Source organism: Bacillus sp. SJ-10 (genome assembly GCF_002843505.1).
Taxonomy (GTDB): domain Bacteria; phylum Bacillota; class Bacilli; order Bacillales; family Bacillaceae; genus Bacillus; species Bacillus velezensis.
Map to the genome: position 1 here is coordinate 1,027,959 of NZ_CP025258.1, position 19,922 is coordinate 1,047,880.

Below are 19,922 nucleotides of genomic sequence, written 5' to 3' on the forward strand. Positions count from 1 at the left end.
AAACGTACGGCGCAGGAGCGAATCTTGCGCTTTTTTACAGGAAAGCGAGGGTTTTATCATGAGGTTTGATGAAGCATATTCAGGAAAAGTATTTATCGCAAGCCGCCCCGACTGGAAAGAGGCGGACGCCATCCTTTACGGCATGCCGATGGATTGGACGGTCAGCTACCGTCCGGGTTCGCGTTTCGGCCCGGGGAGAATCCGCGAGGTGTCTATCGGTCTTGAAGAATACAGCCCGTATCTCGACCGTGACTTGGCTGATTTGAATTTCTTTGACGCCGGCGATATTCCGCTTCCGTTCGGCAATCCGCAAAGAAGCCTTGATATGATTGAAGAATACGTGGACAGCATTTTAGAAAAAGGAAAGTTCCCGCTCGGCATGGGAGGGGAGCACCTTGTATCATGGCCTGTCATAAAAGCCATGTATAAGAAATTTCCGGACCTTGCCATCATTCATTTTGACGCGCACACCGACCTGCGCACGGATTATGAAGGCGAACCGCTTTCCCACTCTACTCCGATCCGCAAAGCGGCCGAGCTCATCGGGCCGCAAAACGTATTTTCATTCGGCATCCGTTCCGGAATGAAGGAAGAATTTGAATGGGCGAAAGAAAACGGCATGCACATTTCTAAGTTTGAAGTGCTTGAGCCGCTGAAAAAAGTGCTGCCGCAGCTTGCGGGACGCCCTGTTTATGTCACGATCGATATCGACGTGCTTGACCCCGCTCATGCGCCGGGAACGGGCACGGTTGACGCAGGAGGCATCACGTCTAAAGAATTGCTCGCGTCCATCCATGAAATCGCACGCTCAGAAGTCAACGTAAAAGGCGCCGACCTCGTAGAAGTCGCGCCGGTCTATGACCACTCAGAACAAACCGCAAACACGGCAAGCAAGATGATTCGTGAAATGCTGCTTGGGTTTGTGAAATAAAAGAATTTCCCCCGCTTGAAACATGGCGGGGGATTTTTATATTGTATATAAACTACTTAGAAGTTAGTAAAAGCAACATATTATTTTACCATTAATAATTGATGTTATTGATAAAAATTATATAATAGGGTATTATTTAGTAAATACATCTTTAGAAAGGAAGTTAGAATGAAAACAGCAGTAGAAAATGAATTGGAATTAAAAAAGATTGAAATTTCTGTAATTAAACTGATAATTGCTGAAAAACCTAATAAAGAGATCGCTAAGTCATTAAACTACTCGCAGCGTAATGTCGAATATATCATAGCCGGTCTCTGTAAAAAGTGGAATGTGAGTACTAGAGTGGGTATTGTTTCGGAAGCATATAAAAGGAATTGTATACAGTGAACGAAATGAAAGAAAAACCCCTATTGAGGGGGTTTATTTATATATGCTAAAAAAACATTCTATACAGGAATGCCGTAAAAATAAAAACTGAGATTGTCAGGTAGTTCAAATTTGTTCTCCATTTCAGAAGAATAAACAAAAGAAATAAGTATGCAATATTGAACAAATCAAAGATAGAAAAAATCAAATGATTACTTGTGAAAAATAAACTAGTGTTTGGATGTTCTGCGAAAATGTTTTTGAATGATATAAGAAAAAACTTAATTGCGACCGGGATGTTAGAAAACATAAATAGGGAATAAAAAGTTTTGATCTTAATTTGAGCGCCAAGAAAATTTATAATGAGAAATAATACGAATCCTTCAAAAATCACCCCGAACATTAAAAGAAACAGAGCAACAATTGCTATGATATAATCTAAATGTTTTATGTGATCAATAACTTGTATAGATATGTTTTTGGGAATTAAACTTTTCATAAAAGGTAAAAGGGAACTTAAATAAAAGGCTAACCCGATAATATAAAACAAAAACGAGGACAAAAAATTAATGTTTCGTTCCTTAAATGAAGATAATTCAATTTGCATAATCCTAAGAGACTCCTTTTATAAAGATAGGTGTAATAAATGTTTCTAACATAGCTGCTATTATTAAACCGATAAATATAATACCAATATATTTAAAAGTGAATTTCAAATTTATTTTGAGGAGTAATAAATCTAAAGTTAATTTCATTCCTACAGAGGCTGCAAGAAGCAATACCGGCACTTCAATTATTCCATGGGGAATAACAAGCAGTAAAAGGTTTAAATTGTCTTTGATGTTTCCTATGGCATTCCCTAAAATTAATCCATTTATAATTAAAACAGCAACCGTGCCAAGTGACAGCGTCAACGGTCCTAAAAAAACAAGCAGACTCGCTACTTTAATATTATTAAAGAAAATCTGAAAAAAATCCGGACGGATATTTCGATTTAGATTATTTACATTTGAAGCGGGATCTGTATAAAAATATGCTGTAAATAAAGCAATTAAAAATAAGATCAGACAGAGTATGTACAATTTGACTAAAACATTCTTTTTAAACAATGTATTTTCATCCATTCGTTAAAGGGACTGCCAGGGATATTGAATTTAATGTTTTATATTATGCTGCTGCTGTACTTGCTCCAGCCAATTGTTCTAAAACGGCCAATGGCAAGCCCGCACCAAGAGATCCTAAAACAGTAATGATAGCCAGAACTGAACCCGTTGCGGTGATAGCACTGACAAGCCAACTAGGAGCGATAATTCCAGCTCTGTTTAAAATATCGATAACATCCATGCTTAAATGATTATGTTTCATACTGAAAAGTGCGAGAACAATGATTCCTGATGCTACTAATGTAAAAATTGCTTTACTATTTTGTGATTTTAAAAGTAGATTCATTTTTTCCTCCAATTTTTTCAATATCCCCAGCAAGTTAAATAATAAATTATATTGGAAGCTATTTGAATTGCGGATTTCCGAAAAATTATAGTTAAGAGGTGAAATCCGTAAAAGTATCTGCTGACTTATTTCGTACAAAGAAAGCCGGACCATATGTATGATCCGGCTTTCTTTGGTACTGAAACATTATACTTTTTTTTCAAAAATAATATCAAAATAATCGGCTGCCCCATAGCCTGAAATAGCAGGAGCAAAAATTTGAACCAGCTTCCATCCTTGCTGCGAATACTTTTCAATAATTTCTTTATAGTCTTCTTTAGGTTTTCCTTTCCATCGGTTTACTTCTACTTTTATGAACTTATATTCGTACATTGCTGTATAATCCTCCGGAAGTGTATTGGAATTGTTACCTTGTTTTTCGATTATGATAAACTTGAATCCATAAATAGAGTGCGCAGCCTATTAAAAGTATTGGAAATTGCCATCCTGTATTTCCGTTTTTAAAATAATCTATTAATGACCATATCAGTAAAGCGACAGTATAAAAACTAAATGCTATTCTGGCGGCTATACCCGATTGGTGTTTTTGCATCTCATCCATTTTCTTCATAAGAACCGCTCCCTTAATTTTTTTTGGCGTTATAGTTGAATACTTTATCTATTCCCGTATTTAATGCGTGGGCTATCGAAAATGCCAGACTTAAAGTTGGGTCATATTTATTATTTTCAATTGCATTGATGGTTTGTCTGGTCACATTGCAGAGCTTAGCCAGATCATTTTGTGAAATATCAGCTGCTGTTCTAAGTTTTTTTATATTGTTATCCACTAAAACCCTCCTTAAATATTTTTATCTTTATTTTAAATTTTCAAATTTATATATATTTATTTTAAATAATATATGTATATGTGTCAAATACTTTTTACACATTTGAATTTTAAGGGATACTTTTTGTTTTTGCAAATTAGTTGTTTATATAAAAAACGGCTTGCAGTTTAACCTGCAAGCCTAAAAGTAATCATTATTTAAATCATTCCGCGCTGAGCAACTTCAAATTGATGTTCCGGTGCACTTGCAATGTCGGCTGAAACAAAAATAGTGCCTATCGCTAAGCAAGTAAGTGCTAATTTATACTTCAATTTCATACAACTTCACACCTCCTTGAATCTGCTGTCTTGTTTCTTCCACCTTTAAAAAATATGCGGAAGCCTTCTCGAAATTTTCTCTTTCATGATAATATTTTGCCACATCTAAGGCAAAATCTTCAAGATCAGCATACATCAATTTATCTCTGAGAAAGTCAAAACATTCCATGATTGCTTCTTCATCAGGCTCACCGACATATAAAGATTCTAAAAATTCATACTCGACTATATATAGGGAATCTTCTGCCTCCTCTGCATAAGATACCCCTTTGTCATGATATTGTCTGGCTATGGCCGTATTTCCGATTTTATAATGTATTTGTGTGATTAAGAAATAGGCTTGCGGGAGAGAAGTGATGATGTTCCCATCTTCAAAAACAGCTATTGCCCGTTTTATGTAGTCAATGGCTGGTTTGTAATTTTCTTGGCTGTTAAAACAAAGTCCGATATTATATAGAGTCCGGCCCATTAATTGAGGCTGCTGTTCTGCCTCTGCCATGGCATAAGCTTTTTTAAAATGCTGAATTGCTTCATCATATTGCTTTAAGTCAAGAAAGTTGGTAGCGAACAATGAATGGCACTGAAGCACCCTTATATTATATGCCTCCTGCTTATGATAAATTTTATAAGCCTGCCGGGCATAATCCATAGAAAAATAAGTCTGTTTCATATAATAGTAGGACTCTGACATCTTAAAATAAAATTCAGCTTTCTCGATACAATCTTTGACAAAATCAAGCTTATATTCAGCTTTCTTAAAAAACTGAATCGCTGAAAGATATTCACGGCATTCCAGCTCATACATCCCCCGGAAAAAATTAAAATAATAATCAAGACGTCCGGTCAGCCGGGCCTGCTTTTTATCAATATCCGCGAGCAGCTCCGATAGTCTTGGCTGTTCTTCTATCCGCTGCGATTCCAGCGGTTCGAGGTATTCGAGCATCAGATTGTGGCGGAATTCCATGAGAGAATAGTATAGATGAAGATCCTGATCATCTTCCAGACCTGCAAGTTCTTCTTTGATTTCTCTCCGCAAGTACTCGGCGTCCGGGATGCTGAACCTTCGAATGTACATATACCATTCGTTGATTTTTTCTCCAACCGCTGAAGACGATAAAACACTCGCCACTATTCCGAATCCCTCCCTTCCACGTTATGTATATGACATATTTTATCATTTTCATTCGGAAGGATAGCGCAAAAATACCGCAAACTTTTCCCCTTTGACAAAGCCGTCCGCCGAAGGAACCGCATTTTTCCCGCAGCCCGGGATTTCCGGTTTTTTCATTTTCCTTAAAAATCATGTTTATCTTCAAAACCAATCAGCAAAGATGGTAAGATAGGAGGAAGCGGTTGAACTTTTTCCCTTGAAAACTTATACTATTCAGGTTAAGCGGGATGATGAAAAGGAAGTGTCAGCATGAGACAGGAGACACCAGTAGCCATTCATGTGCAATCATTCATACACAACGGCTCAGAAGAAGAGTCGGTTGAATTTACATCGAGTGGATTCTATTACGTGAGAAACGGCAAAACGTATCTTTCCTATCACGAAGAGCATGATTTGGGCAAGATTAAAACGGTCGTCAAGATTACAGAAAAAGAGATTCTCGTGATGAGATCGGGCGCCATCCAAATGAAACAGCGGTTCATTCCGGGGGCATCGACACTCACTCAATATAAACTGCCGTTCGGACAAATGGAGCTCCGTACGGAAACAAAAAACATACAAGCTGATGTCGGCGGTTCGGAAGGCTCCGTCAAAATGACATATAACATGACTGTAGGCGAAAACCAAGAACATGTACATAACATGACGATCCAATATAAGGAGGAAACAAAGGCATGAATATTGCGGAACAGATGAAGGACGTGCTGAAGGAAGAGATCAAAGCGGCCGTTCTGAAAGCGGGCCTGGCGGAAGAAAGCCAGATTCCAAGCGTACTGTTAGAAACGCCGAAAGAAAAAACACACGGTGATTATTCCACAAATATGGCGATGCAGCTGGCGAGAATCGCAAAAAAAGCGCCGCGACAAATCGCTGAGGAGATCGTGGCGTCATTTGATAAAGGCAAAGCTTCCATTGAAAAGATGGATATTGCGGGGCCCGGCTTTATCAACTTTTACATGAACAACAGCTACTTAACAAAACTGATTCCGTCCGTGCTTGAAGCGGGTGAACATTACGGAGAGACAAACATCGGGCAAGGCGAAAAGATTCAGGTCGAATTCGTATCAGCCAACCCGACGGGAGATCTTCACTTAGGCCATGCGCGCGGCGCGGCGGTAGGTGACGCGCTGTGCAGCGTGCTTTCTAAAGCGGGCTATGATGTGAGCCGCGAATACTATATTAATGATGCGGGCAATCAGATTAACAACCTGGCGCTTTCCGTTGAAGTCCGTTATTTTGAAGCGCTCGGTCTCGAGAAACCGATGCCGGAAGACGGCTACCGCGGCGAGGATATTATCGCCATCGGGAAAAAGCTTGCCGAAGATTTCGGAGACCGTTTCGTACATGAAGAGGAGAGCGAACGTCAGGCGTTTTTCCGTGAATACGGCTTAAAGTACGAGCTTGATAAACTTCGCTCCGACCTGGAAAATTTCCGCGTGCCGTTTGACGTATGGTATTCTGAAACGTCACTGTACGAAAACGGAAAAATTGATCAGGCGCTCGAGGCGCTTCGCGAAAAGGGCCATGTATACGAAGAGGACGGCGCGACATGGTTCCGCTCCACAACGTTCGGCGACGATAAAGACCGTGTGCTGATCAAAAAAGACGGCTCATACACTTATTTGCTGCCGGATATCGCATACCATAAAGACAAACTTGACCGCGGATTCGACAAGCTCATCAATGTATGGGGCGCGGATCACCACGGGTATATTCCGCGTATGAAAGCGGCAATTGAAGCGCTCGGTTACAAGAAAGGCACATTGGAAGTTGAGATCATTCAGCTCGTTCATTTATACAAAAACGGCGAAAAAATGAAGATGAGCAAACGTACGGGGAAAGCCGTAACGATGCGCGATCTGATTGAAGAGGTCGGCCTTGACGCGGTCCGTTATTTCTTCGCGATGCGCAGTGCTGATACGCACATGGATTTTGACTTGGATCTTGCCGTATCCACATCTAACGAAAACCCTGTGTATTATGCGCAATACGCACATGCACGTATTTGCAGCATGCTTCGCCAAGGGGAAGAGCAGGGACTTAAACCGGCGGCAGATCTTGATTTCAGCCATATTCAATCAGAAAAAGAATATGACCTGCTGAAAACGATCGGCGGCTTCCCTGAGGCAGTGGCAGAAGCGGCGGAAAAACGCATTCCTCACCGTGTCACAAACTATATTTATGATCTGGCTTCCGCTCTGCACAGCTTCTACAATGCGGAGAAAGTCATCGATCCGGAAAATAAAGAGAAGAGCCGCGCGCGTCTCGCTTTAATGAAGGCCACGCAAATTACGCTGAACAATGCGCTTCAGCTGATCGGCGTATCCGCTCCGGAAAAAATGTAATGATGATCAAAGGACAAAGTCTTCGGGCTTTGTTCTTTTTTTTGTATATAAAGCCTGTGATGTAATTCACAATCCTGCACACTGAGTTTTTGTATGATAAGACTGATATTGAATCAGTGAAAGGGGCAAGCCGAATGATCAATCGTCAACATATTCAATTATCGTTGCAGTCATTAAGCTTAGTGGCAGGGTTTATGGTGTGGGTGCTGATTTCATCGCTCATTTCTCAAATGACATCAGATATTCATTTAAGCAAAGGCGAGATTTCATTGGTGACGGCGATTCCCGTTATTCTCGGATCGCTTCTCCGTATTCCTTTAGGATATTTAACGAACAGGTATGGCGCGCGGCTGATGTTTATGATCAGCTTCATCCTGCTTTTGTTTCCTGTATTTTGGATCAGTATCGCGGATTCTTTATTTGATTTAATCGCGGGCGGCTTTTTCTTAGGGATCGGAGGAGCGGTATTCTCCATCGGAGTGACGTCCCTCCCGAAATATTATCCGAAAGAAAAGCACGGTGTCGTCAATGGGATTTACGGTGCCGGAAACATCGGGACCGCCGTTACTACCTTTGCGGCGCCGGTTATCGCTCAAGCCGCGGGATGGAAAGCAACCGTGCAGATGTATCTTGTTTTGCTCGCTGTTTTCGCATTACTGCACGTTTTGTTCGGCGACCGGCATGAGAAGAAAGTCAAAGTTTCCATAAAGACACAAATGAAAGCCGTTTACCGAAATCATGTGCTGTGGATGTTGAGCCTGTTTTATTTTATTACGTTCGGCGCCTTTGTCGCCTTTACCATCTATCTTCCGAATTTTTTGGTTGAGCATTTTGGGCTGAGCCCTGCGGACGCCGGTTTACGGACGGCCGGCTTTATTGCGGTCTCTACACTGCTCAGGCCTGTGGGAGGGTTTCTTGCAGATAAATTGAGTCCGCTCCGTATTCTGATGTTCGTTTTCGCAGGGCTTACGCTGTCAGGCGTCATGCTGTCATTCTCCCCGACGATCGGCCTTTATGCGTTTGGATCGCTGACAGTGGCAGTCTGCTCAGGGATTGGAAACGGGACGGTATTTAAACTGGTGCCTTTCTACTTTTCGAAGCAAGCGGGGATTGCCAACGGTATTGTGTCAGCTATGGGCGGACTGGGCGGTTTTTTCCCTCCGCTGATTCTGGCAAGTGTATTTCAGGCAACAGGCCAATACGCGATCGGGTTTATGGCGCTTTCAGAGGTCGCGTTAGCCAGCTTTGTTCTTGTGATCTGGATGTATTGGCAGGAAAGAATGAAAACACATACGGAGAGAAACAGTCAGAGCCTCAATTCATAATGATCCATTCACAAGATTGTTAGTTTTTTCTGGGTGAGTGCAAATCAAGTCACGTTACAATATACATACGCAACGTGACTTTCTTCGAGGTGAGCTCATGAATATTCTCTCTGTCCGAAAATCTGATAAAGAACTTCTTTCCCGCGAACTGCATGAATTGCTGGAATCGATCAGTACGAAAAGGAAAATGAAAAAACACACTTATTTGTTTCAAGAAGGAATGGATGCAAAAGAGCTTTATCTGATTCAATCAGGACTCATTGAAATCGGCAAGCTGACGTCTGACGGAAAAGACCTGACGCTTAGAATCTGCCAAAAACACGATATTGTCGGGGAATTGACGCTATTCACAGATGAGCCGAGATATATGCTAAGTGCGAAAGTGTTAGAGGATGGCGAGGTGCTCGTCATTAATAAAAACAAGCTGGAAAAGGAATTGATCCAAAACGGTGTTTTGACGTTTGAATTTATGAAATGGATGAGCACCCATCTTCGAAAAATCCAGTCCAAGATCAGGGACCTGCTTCTTCACGGCAAAAAGGGGGCGCTCTATTCCACCCTTATCCGCTTATCAAACAGCTACGGGGTGGAACGAAGCGACGGGATTCTGATTAACATTGTGCTGACAAATCAGGATTTGGCTAAGTTTTGCGCGGCGGCAAGGGAGAGCGTCAACCGCATGCTGGGAGACCTCCGCAAACAAGGGGTTATATCGATAGACGAAACCGGAAAAATTATTTTGCACAAGCGGGACTATTTACGATGCGAGATCGAGTGTGAAAATTGTCCGCTTGAGATCTGCAATATTGACTGAAAAAACAAGGGCAGCCGGTGTCCTTGTTTTTCAGCTTGTGATACATACACACATGACGGCGAAAAAGAAGCCGGCATTTACGATTTCCAGAATGCCGATCGTTTTCACGGGCCAGTCTCTTCCGTGAAAAAACCAGGCCCGCAGACTGCTTGGGATAAAAGCGAGAAACGCCCAGCCTGCCCCGAGAAGAGCCGATAAAAAGGGGAGCAAGAGGTGATATCCCCACGACCAGTATGCAAAGGTTCTGTTTTTTCTCTCCCGTATGACCGATTTCACATAAAAAGAACTCCCGATAAAAAATAAAGCAGACTGCAAGAATAGAAACCAAGCCCAGCCGTCAAGGGTTCCCGTTCCCAGCCAGCAGCTCGCAAGCCCGCCTGAACAAAAGAACAGAACACCCGCAATATCATTCGTGAGCGCCCGTTCGTTTTTTCGGCGGGCATAATGCGTATGTATGAGAAACAGCGGCAATAAAAAAACGCCGATCCAGACGAGCTGCGGCTTATGAAAGACAGAAATGATCAAAAAGCAGCAGGCCGGAAAACCGTAATACCATATCCACTTTTGATAGGGCTGAAGCTGTTTCTTTTTCAAAGCGAGCGAAACGGGATAAACCGTCAAGTAAAGGAACAGCCAGCCCAAAAAAAGCGGAATATGCCAGAAAACCGGGCCTCCCTTGACCATGCCGAGTAAAAATGGAATCAGCAGCATCGCCCATGCGCCGTGCTGCTTCGGAATCATCGCCTTCATCGAACCCCCCCTTTTTATTTCATTATAAGTGCAAACACTCTCCTGATAAGTGACTTTTATCATACAAGCTGTGAAATACATCACTGCCGTGCAGGCTCAATCGGGCTACACTAAAGCTATCCTTAGCACAGGAGGCTTTCCTATGAATCAGTGTGACTATTTATTATTTCTGAAACAACTTCCTATGTTTAATGAAGTGCCTCTGTCCATTGTCGAAACCTTGCTGAAAAACGGGACGTTTATCCGCGGCTCATCTGACCAATCTCCATCCTTTCTTCATTCACAATCCGTTTATATTGTATTAAAAGGCAATATCCGTTTTACGGACAGCAGGCTCCCTGAAGGGTCGCAAACCGTTGCGCTGTGGGAAAAAGGCGATGTGTTTCCGATTGATGAAAAAGGCGGGCTCTCTTTATCGCCTTTTATCTCAGTCAATGCCTCACCGGATATTCTGGTACTCCATATTCCATATTCCGTATTTAAGCAAATGATGTCTTACCATCCGCGGCTGCAAATGAACTTTTTGGCGATGCTTCAGCAAAATGTCTTCTGTTCCTATCAGTTGTTTTTGCGGTATCTGCATACATCACGGGATGAAAACGCCGAACCCGGTTCTTAAACAGAACCGGTTTTTTTGATGACGCCGGGCGTCCCCATATCGTTTGAAAATCCTTCCTGCTGCTCTGTGTGAACGTTTTGTGAAAAAAGCAGAGTGTGTGACATAGTTCACAAGGTGATGCGCCGTCTCTGTTTATAGTGTACATAGCATCACCTGACTCGGAAGGAGTGAACGATCATGAAGAAAAAGAAAATGAGTCCGTTGCTCAGGAGATTAAACTATTTTTCTCCTATCGAACATCATTCAAATAACCATAGCCAAACGACAAGCGAAGATCGTGATTGGGAGAATGTATATAGAAACAGATGGCAGTACGACAAAGTCGTTCGCTCCACCCACGGCGTCAACTGTACGGGTTCTTGCAGCTGGAATATTTATGTGAAAAACGGAATTGTCACGTGGGAAGGACAAAACTTGAATTATCCATCAACAGGCCCTGATATGCCTGATTTCGAACCGAGAGGCTGTCCGCGGGGGGCCAGTTTTTCTTGGTACATCTACAGCCCGCTCCGTGTGAAATATCCATATGTGCGCGGTGTGCTGATCAATTTGTGGCGGGAAGCATTGCAGGCGCATCAAAATCCGCTGGATGCCTGGAAATCGATCGTTGAAAACCCTGAAAAAGCGAAGTCCTATAAACAGGCAAGAGGGAAAGGCGGTTTTGTCCGCGCGGAATGGCCGGAGGTGCTGAAGCTGATTTCAGCCTCTCTGCTGTATACGGTGATGAAATACGGGCCTGACCGGAATGTCGGTTTTTCCCCGATCCCGGCGATGTCCATGATCAGCCATGCGTCAGGCTCGCGATTCATGTCTTTAATCGGCGGCCCAATGCTCAGTTTTTATGACTGGTATGCGGATCTTCCGCCGGCGTCCCCGCAAATTTGGGGCGACCAGACGGACGTTCCGGAGAGCAGTGATTGGTACAATTCAGGCTATATCATCACATGGGGCTCCAACGTTCCGTTAACGAGAACGCCTGATGCGCATTTTCTGGCGGAAGCCCGCTATAAAGGCGCCAAGGTCATTTCAATCAGCCCGGATTTTGCGGAATCCTCAAAGTTCGCAGATGACTGGCTGAGTATCCGCCAAGGGACTGACGGGGCGCTTGCGATGGCGATGGGTCACGTCATTTTGCAGGAATTTTACGTGAACCAAGAAACTGAACGTTTTATTGAGTACGCGAAGCAATACACCGATTTTCCATTCTTCGTCACTCTGTCAAAAGAGAACGGCGTGTATACAGCCGGGCGGTTTCTGCATGCGAAAGACATCGGGCGGCAGACAAAAAATGATCAGTGGAAGCCGGCGGTCTGGAATGAACAGACAGGTGCGTTTGCCATACCGCAAGGCACAATGGGCTCCCGCTGGGACGGGCAGCAGAAATGGAATCTGCATATGATCGACGAAGACACCGGGGAACCGATTGAACCGCGTCTCTCCGTGCTCGGAATAGAGGACGAAATCGGCATGGTGCGCATTCCGTATTTTTCAAATGACGGAAACAAAGTGCTTGAGCGGAATCTTCCTATTAAAAAATTGGATCTGAATGGTGAAGAAACGTACGTCACGACCGTGTTTGACTTGATATTGGCCAACTACGGCGTGAACCGGGGCATCGGCAGACAATCAGCCGCATCCTACGATGATCCCCGTCCGTTCACACCTGCCTGGCAGGAACAGATCACGGGAATTAAAAGAGAAGCCGTTATACAGATTGCCAGGGAGTTTGCCCAAAATGCGATCGATACAGACGGCAGATCCATGATTATCGTAGGGGCGGGGATCAACCACTGGTTCAACTCCGACACGATTTACCGTGCGGTGTTAAATCTTGTTTTACTTGTAGGCGCCCAAGGCGTAAACGGCGGAGGCTGGGCCCATTACGTGGGGCAGGAAAAGCTCCGTCCGGCTGAAGGGTGGCAGACGATTGCAACCGCAAAGGACTGGGAAGGCGTGCCTAAACTGCAAAACGGCACCTCATTTTTCTACTTTGCGACAGATCAGTGGCGTTATGAGGACCAGCCGATCAGTGATTTGGCATCACCGATTGCTGTGTCATCCCGCTACAAGCATCACGCCGATTACAATGTGCTGGCGGCGCGATTAGGGTGGCTTCCGTCTTACCCGACATTCAATCAAAACGGCATTGATCTGTACAAAGAAGCTGAGAAGGCGGGGGCGGCGACACCTGAAGACGTAGGTGCGTACGTGGCCTCACGGCTTCAAGAGAAAAAACTGAAATTCGCGATTGAAGACCCTGACAATGAAGTGAATTTCCCAAGAAATCTCTTCGTATGGCGGGCAAATCTGATCTCAAGCTCAGGAAAAGGGCATGAATACTTTCTCAAGCATCTGCTGGGGACGACGAACGGTTTGATGAATGACGACAGCGACAGCATCCGCCCTGAAGAAATCAAATGGCGGGAGCAGGCACCGGAAGGCAAGCTCGACTTGTTAATCAATCTCGACTTTCGAATGGCGGGTACGGCGCTGTATTCCGATATCGTGCTGCCGGCGGCGACATGGTATGAAAAACACGATCTCAGCAGCACGGATATGCACCCGTTCATTCATCCTTTCGCTCCGGCCATCTCGGCGCCGTGGGAATCGAGGTCAGACTGGGATATTTTTAAGGCACTGTCAAAAGCCGTTTCCGATCTGGCGGAAGAAGTCGAGATGGAGCCGGTGAAAGAAGTGGTTGCGACGCCGCTCCTCCATGACACGATGCAGGAATTGGCCCAGCCGTTCGGCAAAATCAATGACTGGAGCAAAGGCGAATGTGAAGCCATTCCGGGAAAAACGATGCCGAACATCCAAGTCGTTGAACGGGATTACAAACACATTTTTCATAAAATGACCGCGCTCGGCCCTCATACGGCTTTAAAACCGAGCGGAACAAAAGGGATGAGCTGGTCGATTGCGGATGAATATGAATCACTCAAACAGAGACTGGGAGAAACCGATTCAAACAGCGTTGCCAAAGGATGCCCGAATATAAGTGAAGCGAAGCAGGCGGCGGAAGCGATTTTAACCCTGTCGTCCACCTCAAATGGAAAAGTCGCCGTGAAAGCATGGGAATCACTTGAAAACATCACAAACCTGAAGCTGAAAGACCTGGCGGAAGAGCGCGAGGAAGAATGCTTTACGTTCGAGCAAATTACAGCCCAGCCGAAAACGGTCATCACCTCTCCGGCTTTTACCGGTTCAGAAAAAGGAGGGCGCAGGTATTCGCCGTTTACGACGAATGTGGAAAAATTAATTCCGTGGCGGACGCTGACCGGCAGACAATCCTATTATGTCGATCATGAACTGATGATGGAATTCGGTGAAACGATGGCGACATTTAAACCGATCCTTCAGCATCGTCCGTTCCTAAGCAAACGGCCTGATCAAGAGGGCAAAGAAATCGTCCTTAATTATTTGACGCCGCATAATAAATGGTCCGTCCACAGCATGTATTTTGATTCTCTGCCGATGCTGACGCTGTTCCGCGGCGGGCCGACCGTGTGGATGAATAAAGATGACGCAGAGGACACGGATATCAAAGACAACGATTGGATTGAATGCTTCAACCGAAACGGCGTTGTCGTCGCGAGAGCGGTTTTGTCTCACCGGATTCCTAAAGGAATGGCGTTTATGCACCATGCCCAGGACCGCCACATCAACGTGCCCGGCACAAAACTGACGAATAACCGCGGAGGCACCCATAACAGCCCGACAAGGATTCACGTCAAGCCGACACAGATGATCGGAGGCTATGCCCAGCTCAGCTACGGCTTTAACTATTACGGTCCGACGGGGAATCAGCGCGATCTGAATGTCGTCATCCGCAAGCTGAAGGAGGTCGATTGGCTTGAAGATTAAAGCGCAAATCGGGATGGTCATGAACTTGGATAAATGCATCGGCTGCCACACGTGCAGCGTCACCTGTAAAAACACATGGACAAACCGTTCCGGTGCGGAATATATGTACTTCAATAATGTAGAAACAAAGCCTGGCATCGGCTACCCGAAGCAATGGGAGGACCAGGACAAATATAAAGGCGGCTGGACGTTGAAAAAAGGAAAGCTTGAACTGAAATCAGGCCCGAAAACAAACCGGCTTGCAGGCCTTTTCTATAACCCGAACCAGCCGACGATTGATGACTACTATGAACCTTGGAACTATGATTATGAAACATTAACAAACAGCCCGCAGAAAAAACACCAGCCGGTGGCGCGCCCGAAATCGTCCTTAACGGGGGATTTCATGAATATCGAATGGGGCCCGAACTGGGAGGATGATCTCGCGGGCGGCCACATTACGGGGCTTGAGGACCCAAACGTGCAAAAGATGGAGGAATCGATCAAAACAGAATTCGATGAGGTCTTTATGATGTATCTGCCGCGTATTTGCGAGCACTGCATCAATCCGGCGTGCGTGTCCTCCTGCCCGTCCGGCGCTATGTACAAACGCGAGGAGGACGGCATTGTGCTTGTGGATCAAAACGCATGCCGTTCATGGAGATATTGCGTCTCATCCTGTCCTTATAAAAAAGTCTATTTTAACTGGCAAACGAACAAAGCGGAAAAATGCACACTCTGCTTTCCGCGTTTGGAGGCGGGGCTGCCGACTATTTGCTCTGAAACGTGTGTGGGCAGAATCCGCTATCTCGGCGTCATGCTGTATGACGCGGACAAAGTGGAGGAAGCGGCTTCCGTTGAAAACGAAAAGGATCTCTATCATTCCCAACTGGACGTTTTTCTTGATCCGAATGATCCTGAGATTGCCAAACTGGCAAAAGAACAAGGCATCCCGGCTGAATGGATAGAGGCTGCGCAGCAATCGCCGATCTATAAAATGATCATTGACTGGAAGATTGCGCTGCCGCTTCATCCTGAGTACCGCACGCTGCCGATGGTGTGGTACATTCCGCCGCTCAGCCCGATTATGAATCTCTTTGAAGGAAAAGGCAGCCGGCAAACGGCGGAAGCGATTTTTCCGGCTATCGACCAAATGAGAATTCCGATTGACTATTTGGCGCAGTTATTAACGGCCGGTGATACGGATCATATTCGGTCAACGTTAAAGAAAATGTCTGTCATGCGCCAGTATATGAGGGCGGTTCAGACGAATAAATCCATCGACCCGGCATTGGTCTCCAGTGTCGGCTTAACAGAACAGCAAATTGAACACATGTATCGGCTGCTGGCGATCGCCAAATATGATGACCGCTTTGTGATCCCGAGCAGCCATCGTGAAGAAGTGTCTGATTTATATGCTGAACAAGGGAGCTGCGGCTTATCATTTTCAGGCGGCCCGGGCTCTTGTTTCTAATTTTTCATAAATGAGGTGTAATAACATGAACACCACAGACCGGCAAATGACGTTCTCCGCTCTTTCCTCTCTTCTCTCTTATCCGGATGAAGAGTGGAGAGCCGAGATTCCCGATTGGAAGGCTCTTATCCATGACATCACCAATCAGCAAATCCGGGAGAAATTGCTGCACTTTTTAGAGGCGGCAGCCGGCTTTTCTCCGGAAGCGCTGATTGAACACTATGTGTATACGTTCGATTTCGGGAAAAAAACGAATATGTACGTCACCTACTTTAACTCAGGCGAGCAGAGAGAGCGCGGCATCGAATTGCTGCATTTAAAAAACACCTACCAGCAATCCGGTTTCCTGCCGACAGAGAAAGAACTGCCTGATTACCTGCCGCTGATGCTGGAATTCGCCGCAGTTGCGGAGATTGAAGCGGTGAGAAGCGTGTTTGAAAAATACCTGTCCAATGTGAGAGAGCTGGCTTCCCGCCTCGAAAAAAATGACAGCATCTATGCTGAGCTGCTGCACGTGCTGCAGGCCGTACTGGAAAACATCGGTGTACGTGAAAGCATTGAAGAAGGGGCTGTTCAGGCATGAGCGGGCAGATCCTCTGGGGTATTATGCCATACATTGTATTGACAATCTTTATCGGCGGCCATATTTACCGCTATCAGCATGACCAATTTGGCTGGACGGCGAAATCAAGCGAGATGTTAGAAAAGAAAAAACTCGCCGCGGGCAGCACACTTTTTCACTGGGGACTGCTGTGCGTTGTCGGCGGGCATGTCATGGGGATTCTGATCCCGGAAGGCGTGTATGCTTCCCTTGGCATTTCAGAGCATATGTATCACAAAATGGCGATTGGCGCTGGCTTGCCGGCGGGGATTGCGGCATGTACCGGACTTGTCATCCTGACGTACAGAAGGCTGTTTGACAAAAGGATCCGCAAAACCAGCTCGCCATCCGATATCCTGACGCTTATTCTGCTGCTGTTCATGATGCTGTCGGGCGTTGCGGCCACGTTCCTCAACATTGACTCGAAAGGATTTGATTACAGGGCAACAGTCGGGCCGTGGTTCAGGGAAATCGTTTTGTTCCGGCCTGACGCCTCTTTGATGGAGAGTGTCCCGCTATGGTTTAAGTTTCATATTGTGATAGGCTACGTCGTTTTTATCCTCTGGCCGTTTACGAGATTGGTTCATGTGTTCAGCCTGCCGCTCAAGTATTTGACCCGCAGCTATGTTGTCTATCGGAAACGCACGTAAAAATCCCCCCTGGAAGAGGGGGATTTTTTATGGTGAAAAAATAAAAACATAAGATATTTTCTGCCAAGGTAATGGCTGGGCGGCGGGAATTCCTGTTATGTTTTATTTGGAAATAACATCAACAAAAGGAGAGTGAAGAATGAAGCGGATTTTCCTCATTTTAGCCGCCTGTCTGATGACAAGCGCCGGCGTCCTGACACTCAGACATTCTCATGTATTAACCGGCGGTACAGCGGGACTGTCACTAAGCCTGTCATACGTGTTTCATTCCTCGTTTGCGATGATCTTCTTTCTGATCAATATCCCGTTTTATATATTTTCTCTCATCAGAATGGGAATCAAATTCACTCTATCCACCGTTTTTGCAGTCACAGTGCTGACTCTGTTTACGGGCGCGGATCACTGGCTGCCGCCGGTCTCTGTTTCACCGCTTGCCGGGGCGATTTGCGGCGGGGCGCTGATCGGGTTCGGCCTGTCGCTCATGTTTTATCATCAGGCATCGCTCGGCGGCGCCAATATCCTCGCTTTATTTCTGCAAAAGCGCTGCGGATGGAATCCGGGTGCCGTTAATTTTCTCTTCGATTTTGGCGTCGTGCTGGCCGGCATTTTTTCCGTCGGGTTGCTGAAAGGGCTCTTCTCCTTAGTGTCGATAGCGGTCACCGGTCTGATCATCGGCATCTTCAAAAATAAAATCAAAGGCAGCTGCTCGCTCAATCCGGCATTGCTTCAAAACATCACACCCGGCCAATCACAGGAAGCGTCATCATAAGCCTTTCCGCTCGTGCGGAGAGGCTTTTTCATATGTTTACAAGCCGGAAAACAGAGGGTATACAGAGATATCGGATCAGATGGGAGAGAGTCGGGATGCTGAAAAGGAGACTGGAATTTTGCTTTTTATATATGATGCTTATCGGAGCATATGTCATATGGTTTTTTCCGGTTTCCAGGCTTGAGTTTTACGGAGGGGTGCTTTGCTATGCAAGCATTATTTTGTTCAGCATTTATTCGTTAATTCTTGAAAACCGCACCTCGCAGCACACGCTGTTATGGATTCATATTCTTGTGTTTTTTCCGATCGCCGGGTACTTATTTTACCTTTTTTCCGGCCAGCTTTATGAAAAAGGCAAGCTGTTCAGGTCGAAACGGACATACAATCGGGAAAAGCTGAGAACGATATTTGATATGGAACAAACTCCCGATCTGTCCGGGCTGAAAGGAAATCAGAAGCGTTTCTTTCAATATTCAATCAAGGCGTCCCATATGAATATCAATACAAAAAGCAGGCTGAAGGTGCTCAAAAACGGGGAAGAAACATTTCCGGAGCTGTTTGAGGCGCTCCGGGAGGCCGCGTCATTTATACATATTGAGTATTACATGTTCAAATCAGACATGCTCGGGCACAAGATGATGGACATTATGATGGAAAAGGCGCGTCAAGGTGTGGAAGTGCGGTTTTTGTTCGACGCGGCCGGCAGTCTGAAGCTGGCCGGAAAAGATATTAAAAAACTGAAACGCGCGGGTGTGAACATCGTCCCGTTTCTGCCGCTGAAATACGGTTTTTTCAACCAAAAATTCAATTTCAGAAATCACCGCAAGATCGTCATCGTTGACGGGAAAGTCGGTTTTGTCGGCGGGCTGAATGTCGGCAAGGAGTATATCGGCAAAGACCAAGATGTCGGCTTTTGGCGGGACACCCATATGAAAGTCGAAGGAGAAATCGTTCAGACGCTTCACAGCATTTTTATGCTTGATTGGGAATACGTTTCAGATGAGGTGCTGATTGATCAGAAAGCATATACCCGCCCGGTTGCGGCAGAAAGCGGCGGCGTCTATCAAGTCGTTCCGACAGGCCCCGATATGAAGGAGCGGATGAGCGATCTGTATTATGCCATGATAGCGGCGGCCGAATCGTCTGTATGGATCGCGACGCCTTATTTCGTGCCGAATGAGCCGATCCGCACAGCGCTAAAGGAGGCTGCTGCCAGGGGCGTCCGGGTGCGTGTCATGGTGCCGGAAACCAATGACGGATTTTTAACCCAGTACGCGACGAGATCGTATTTCCCCGAGCTTCTTCGCGAAGGAATCGAAGTCTATTCTTATCAAAAAGGCTTTATGCATCAAAAGGTGCTCATCACTGACGGAAACCTCGCCTCTGTCGGGACGGCGAACATGGACATGAGAAGCTTTCAGCTGAACTTTGAAGTCAATGTCTTTTTTACAGATCAAGAGGCGATCAAAGATCTTGAAGCGCATTATCTGGAGGATATAAAGGAGTCTGAAAAAATCAGCCCCGTCCGTTTCTATAAGCGCACATTATGGGAAAGAACGAAGGAATCCTTCGCACGGTTATTTTCCGGCGTTTTATAAAAAACGCTTTTAAAACTCCTTGTGTATAGTATAATTGAGAAATATTATCATTAAGAAAGAGGCACAAGGAGGA

General features: G+C 45.4%; 21 protein-coding genes. 13 read left to right on the plus strand and 8 right to left on the minus strand.

From position 1 onward, the window contains the following. The first annotated feature begins 58 nt into the window (after positions 1 to 58). On the plus strand, positions 59 to 931 hold the full coding sequence (speB, locus tag CXL14_RS05245; RefSeq protein WP_007614448.1) for an agmatinase: 873 nt from the start codon (positions 59 to 61) through the stop codon (positions 929 to 931). 168 nt (positions 932 to 1,099) lie between these two features. Beyond that, a complete protein-coding gene (locus tag CXL14_RS05250) occupies positions 1,100 to 1,318 on the plus strand; it encodes a helix-turn-helix transcriptional regulator (RefSeq protein ID WP_003151056.1) in 219 nt (72 codons plus the stop codon). Positions 1,319 to 1,908: 590 nt separating this feature from the next. Here the strand turns inward: CXL14_RS05250 and CXL14_RS05260 are convergent. From CXL14_RS05260 to CXL14_RS05290, 7 genes are all read right to left on the minus strand, one after another. After that, the gene (locus CXL14_RS05260; protein ID WP_014419132.1) at positions 1,909 to 2,421 is read right to left on the minus strand and encodes a stage II sporulation protein M; all 513 of its coding nucleotides are present in this window, start codon (positions 2,419 to 2,421) and stop codon (positions 1,909 to 1,911) included. Positions 2,422 to 2,464: 43 nt separating this feature from the next. Beyond that, a complete protein-coding gene (locus CXL14_RS05265; RefSeq protein WP_014419131.1) occupies positions 2,465 to 2,746 on the minus strand; it encodes a hypothetical protein in 282 nt (93 codons plus the stop codon). 186 nt (positions 2,747 to 2,932) lie between these two features. Next, complete coding sequence (locus CXL14_RS05270) at positions 2,933 to 3,118, minus strand: DUF4177 domain-containing protein (protein WP_014419130.1); 186 nt, start codon at positions 3,116 to 3,118, stop codon at positions 2,933 to 2,935. A 34-nt stretch (positions 3,119 to 3,152) separates the two neighbouring features. Then, on the minus strand, positions 3,153 to 3,356 hold the full coding sequence (locus CXL14_RS05275) for a hypothetical protein (RefSeq protein ID WP_007407641.1): 204 nt from the start codon (positions 3,354 to 3,356) through the stop codon (positions 3,153 to 3,155). A 13-nt stretch (positions 3,357 to 3,369) separates the two neighbouring features. Beyond that, complete coding sequence (locus CXL14_RS05280; RefSeq protein WP_003151064.1) at positions 3,370 to 3,573, minus strand: helix-turn-helix transcriptional regulator; 204 nt, start codon at positions 3,571 to 3,573, stop codon at positions 3,370 to 3,372. A gap of 197 nt (positions 3,574 to 3,770) precedes the next feature. Beyond that, positions 3,771 to 3,890, minus strand: coding sequence for a PhrC/PhrF family phosphatase-inhibitory pheromone (locus tag CXL14_RS05285; protein WP_021494790.1), 120 nt, complete (start codon positions 3,888 to 3,890; stop codon positions 3,771 to 3,773). After that, positions 3,874 to 5,019, minus strand: coding sequence for a response regulator aspartate phosphatase (locus tag CXL14_RS05290; RefSeq protein WP_014419129.1), 1,146 nt, complete (start codon positions 5,017 to 5,019; stop codon positions 3,874 to 3,876). Before CXL14_RS05290 ends, CXL14_RS05285 begins: the two co-directional genes overlap by 17 nt. A gap of 291 nt (positions 5,020 to 5,310) precedes the next feature. On the opposite strand from CXL14_RS05290, the gene CXL14_RS05295 reads away from it, so the two are divergent. From CXL14_RS05295 to CXL14_RS05310, 4 genes are all read left to right on the plus strand, one after another. Beyond that, positions 5,311 to 5,739, plus strand: coding sequence for a YwiB family protein (locus CXL14_RS05295; protein ID WP_014419128.1), 429 nt, complete (start codon positions 5,311 to 5,313; stop codon positions 5,737 to 5,739). Then, a complete protein-coding gene (gene argS, locus CXL14_RS05300) occupies positions 5,736 to 7,406 on the plus strand; it encodes an arginine--tRNA ligase (protein ID WP_014419127.1) in 1,671 nt (556 codons plus the stop codon). The genes CXL14_RS05295 and argS overlap by 4 nt, the downstream gene beginning before the upstream one ends. Positions 7,407 to 7,540: 134 nt before the next feature. Continuing rightward, complete coding sequence (narK, locus tag CXL14_RS05305; RefSeq protein ID WP_007407632.1) at positions 7,541 to 8,731, plus strand: nitrate transporter NarK; 1,191 nt, start codon at positions 7,541 to 7,543, stop codon at positions 8,729 to 8,731. Positions 8,732 to 8,828: 97 nt separating this feature from the next. Beyond that, positions 8,829 to 9,545 (plus strand): fumarate/nitrate reduction transcriptional regulator Fnr, encoded by a 717-nt coding sequence (locus CXL14_RS05310; protein WP_014419126.1) that lies wholly within the window; start codon positions 8,829 to 8,831, stop codon positions 9,543 to 9,545. 30 nt (positions 9,546 to 9,575) lie between these two features. On the opposite strand, the gene CXL14_RS05315 is transcribed toward CXL14_RS05310, so the two are convergent. Next, positions 9,576 to 10,295 (minus strand): YwiC-like family protein, encoded by a 720-nt coding sequence (locus tag CXL14_RS05315; protein WP_014419125.1) that lies wholly within the window; start codon positions 10,293 to 10,295, stop codon positions 9,576 to 9,578. Positions 10,296 to 10,437: 142 nt separating this feature from the next. Between CXL14_RS05315 and CXL14_RS05320 the strand changes: the two genes are divergently transcribed. From CXL14_RS05320 to cls, 7 genes are all read left to right on the plus strand, one after another. Next, on the plus strand, positions 10,438 to 10,914 hold the full coding sequence (locus tag CXL14_RS05320) for a cyclic nucleotide-binding domain-containing protein (RefSeq protein ID WP_007407629.1): 477 nt from the start codon (positions 10,438 to 10,440) through the stop codon (positions 10,912 to 10,914). A gap of 177 nt (positions 10,915 to 11,091) precedes the next feature. Further along, a complete protein-coding gene (locus CXL14_RS05325; RefSeq protein WP_101287709.1) occupies positions 11,092 to 14,778 on the plus strand; it encodes a nitrate reductase subunit alpha in 3,687 nt (1,228 codons plus the stop codon). Beyond that, entirely contained in the window at positions 14,768 to 16,231 is a 1,464-nt protein-coding gene (narH, locus tag CXL14_RS05330) for a nitrate reductase subunit beta (protein ID WP_101287711.1), read from the plus strand. Before CXL14_RS05325 ends, narH begins: the two co-directional genes overlap by 11 nt. Before the next feature lie 25 nt (positions 16,232 to 16,256). Beyond that, positions 16,257 to 16,814, plus strand: coding sequence for a nitrate reductase molybdenum cofactor assembly chaperone (gene narJ / locus CXL14_RS05335; RefSeq protein WP_101287713.1), 558 nt, complete (start codon positions 16,257 to 16,259; stop codon positions 16,812 to 16,814). Continuing rightward, positions 16,811 to 17,482: a respiratory nitrate reductase subunit gamma gene (gene narI / locus CXL14_RS05340; protein WP_101287715.1), complete on the plus strand. Its 672-nt coding sequence runs from the start codon at positions 16,811 to 16,813 to the stop codon at positions 17,480 to 17,482. Before narJ ends, narI begins: the two co-directional genes overlap by 4 nt. Positions 17,483 to 17,621: 139 nt before the next feature. Continuing rightward, positions 17,622 to 18,251, plus strand: a complete 630-nt coding sequence (locus tag CXL14_RS05345) for a YitT family protein (RefSeq protein ID WP_061861627.1) — start codon at positions 17,622 to 17,624, stop codon at positions 18,249 to 18,251. Positions 18,252 to 18,346: 95 nt separating this feature from the next. Further along, positions 18,347 to 19,849: a cardiolipin synthase gene (cls, locus tag CXL14_RS05350; protein ID WP_101287717.1), complete on the plus strand. Its 1,503-nt coding sequence runs from the start codon at positions 18,347 to 18,349 to the stop codon at positions 19,847 to 19,849. Positions 19,850 to 19,922 lie beyond the last annotated feature (73 nt).

Coding starts and splice junctions, on each gene's coding strand:
- cls (WP_101287717.1), top strand. CDS start 18,347: ATGCTGAAAAGGAGACTGGAATTTTGCTTTTTATATATGATGCTTATC.
- narJ (WP_101287713.1), top strand. CDS start 16,257: ATGAACACCACAGACCGGCAAATGACGTTCTCCGCTCTTTCCTCTCTT.
- CXL14_RS05265 (WP_014419131.1), bottom strand. CDS start 2,746: ATGAATCTACTTTTAAAATCACAAAATAGTAAAGCAATTTTTACATTA.
- CXL14_RS05270 (WP_014419130.1), bottom strand. CDS start 3,118: ATGTACGAATATAAGTTCATAAAAGTAGAAGTAAACCGATGGAAAGGA.
- narI (WP_101287715.1), top strand. CDS start 16,811: ATGAGCGGGCAGATCCTCTGGGGTATTATGCCATACATTGTATTGACA.
- argS (WP_014419127.1), top strand. CDS start 5,736: ATGAATATTGCGGAACAGATGAAGGACGTGCTGAAGGAAGAGATCAAA.
- CXL14_RS05315 (WP_014419125.1), bottom strand. CDS start 10,295: ATGAAGGCGATGATTCCGAAGCAGCACGGCGCATGGGCGATGCTGCTG.
- CXL14_RS05320 (WP_007407629.1), top strand. CDS start 10,438: ATGAATCAGTGTGACTATTTATTATTTCTGAAACAACTTCCTATGTTT.
- CXL14_RS05295 (WP_014419128.1), top strand. CDS start 5,311: ATGAGACAGGAGACACCAGTAGCCATTCATGTGCAATCATTCATACAC.
- CXL14_RS05345 (WP_061861627.1), top strand. CDS start 17,622: ATGAAGCGGATTTTCCTCATTTTAGCCGCCTGTCTGATGACAAGCGCC.
- narK (WP_007407632.1), top strand. CDS start 7,541: ATGATCAATCGTCAACATATTCAATTATCGTTGCAGTCATTAAGCTTA.
- CXL14_RS05275 (WP_007407641.1), bottom strand. CDS start 3,356: ATGAAGAAAATGGATGAGATGCAAAAACACCAATCGGGTATAGCCGCC.
- CXL14_RS05260 (WP_014419132.1), bottom strand. CDS start 2,421: ATGGATGAAAATACATTGTTTAAAAAGAATGTTTTAGTCAAATTGTAC.
- speB (WP_007614448.1), top strand. CDS start 59: ATGAGGTTTGATGAAGCATATTCAGGAAAAGTATTTATCGCAAGCCGC.
- CXL14_RS05285 (WP_021494790.1), bottom strand. CDS start 3,890: ATGAAATTGAAGTATAAATTAGCACTTACTTGCTTAGCGATAGGCACT.
- CXL14_RS05325 (WP_101287709.1), top strand. CDS start 11,092: ATGAAGAAAAAGAAAATGAGTCCGTTGCTCAGGAGATTAAACTATTTT.
- CXL14_RS05310 (WP_014419126.1), top strand. CDS start 8,829: ATGAATATTCTCTCTGTCCGAAAATCTGATAAAGAACTTCTTTCCCGC.
- CXL14_RS05250 (WP_003151056.1), top strand. CDS start 1,100: ATGAAAACAGCAGTAGAAAATGAATTGGAATTAAAAAAGATTGAAATT.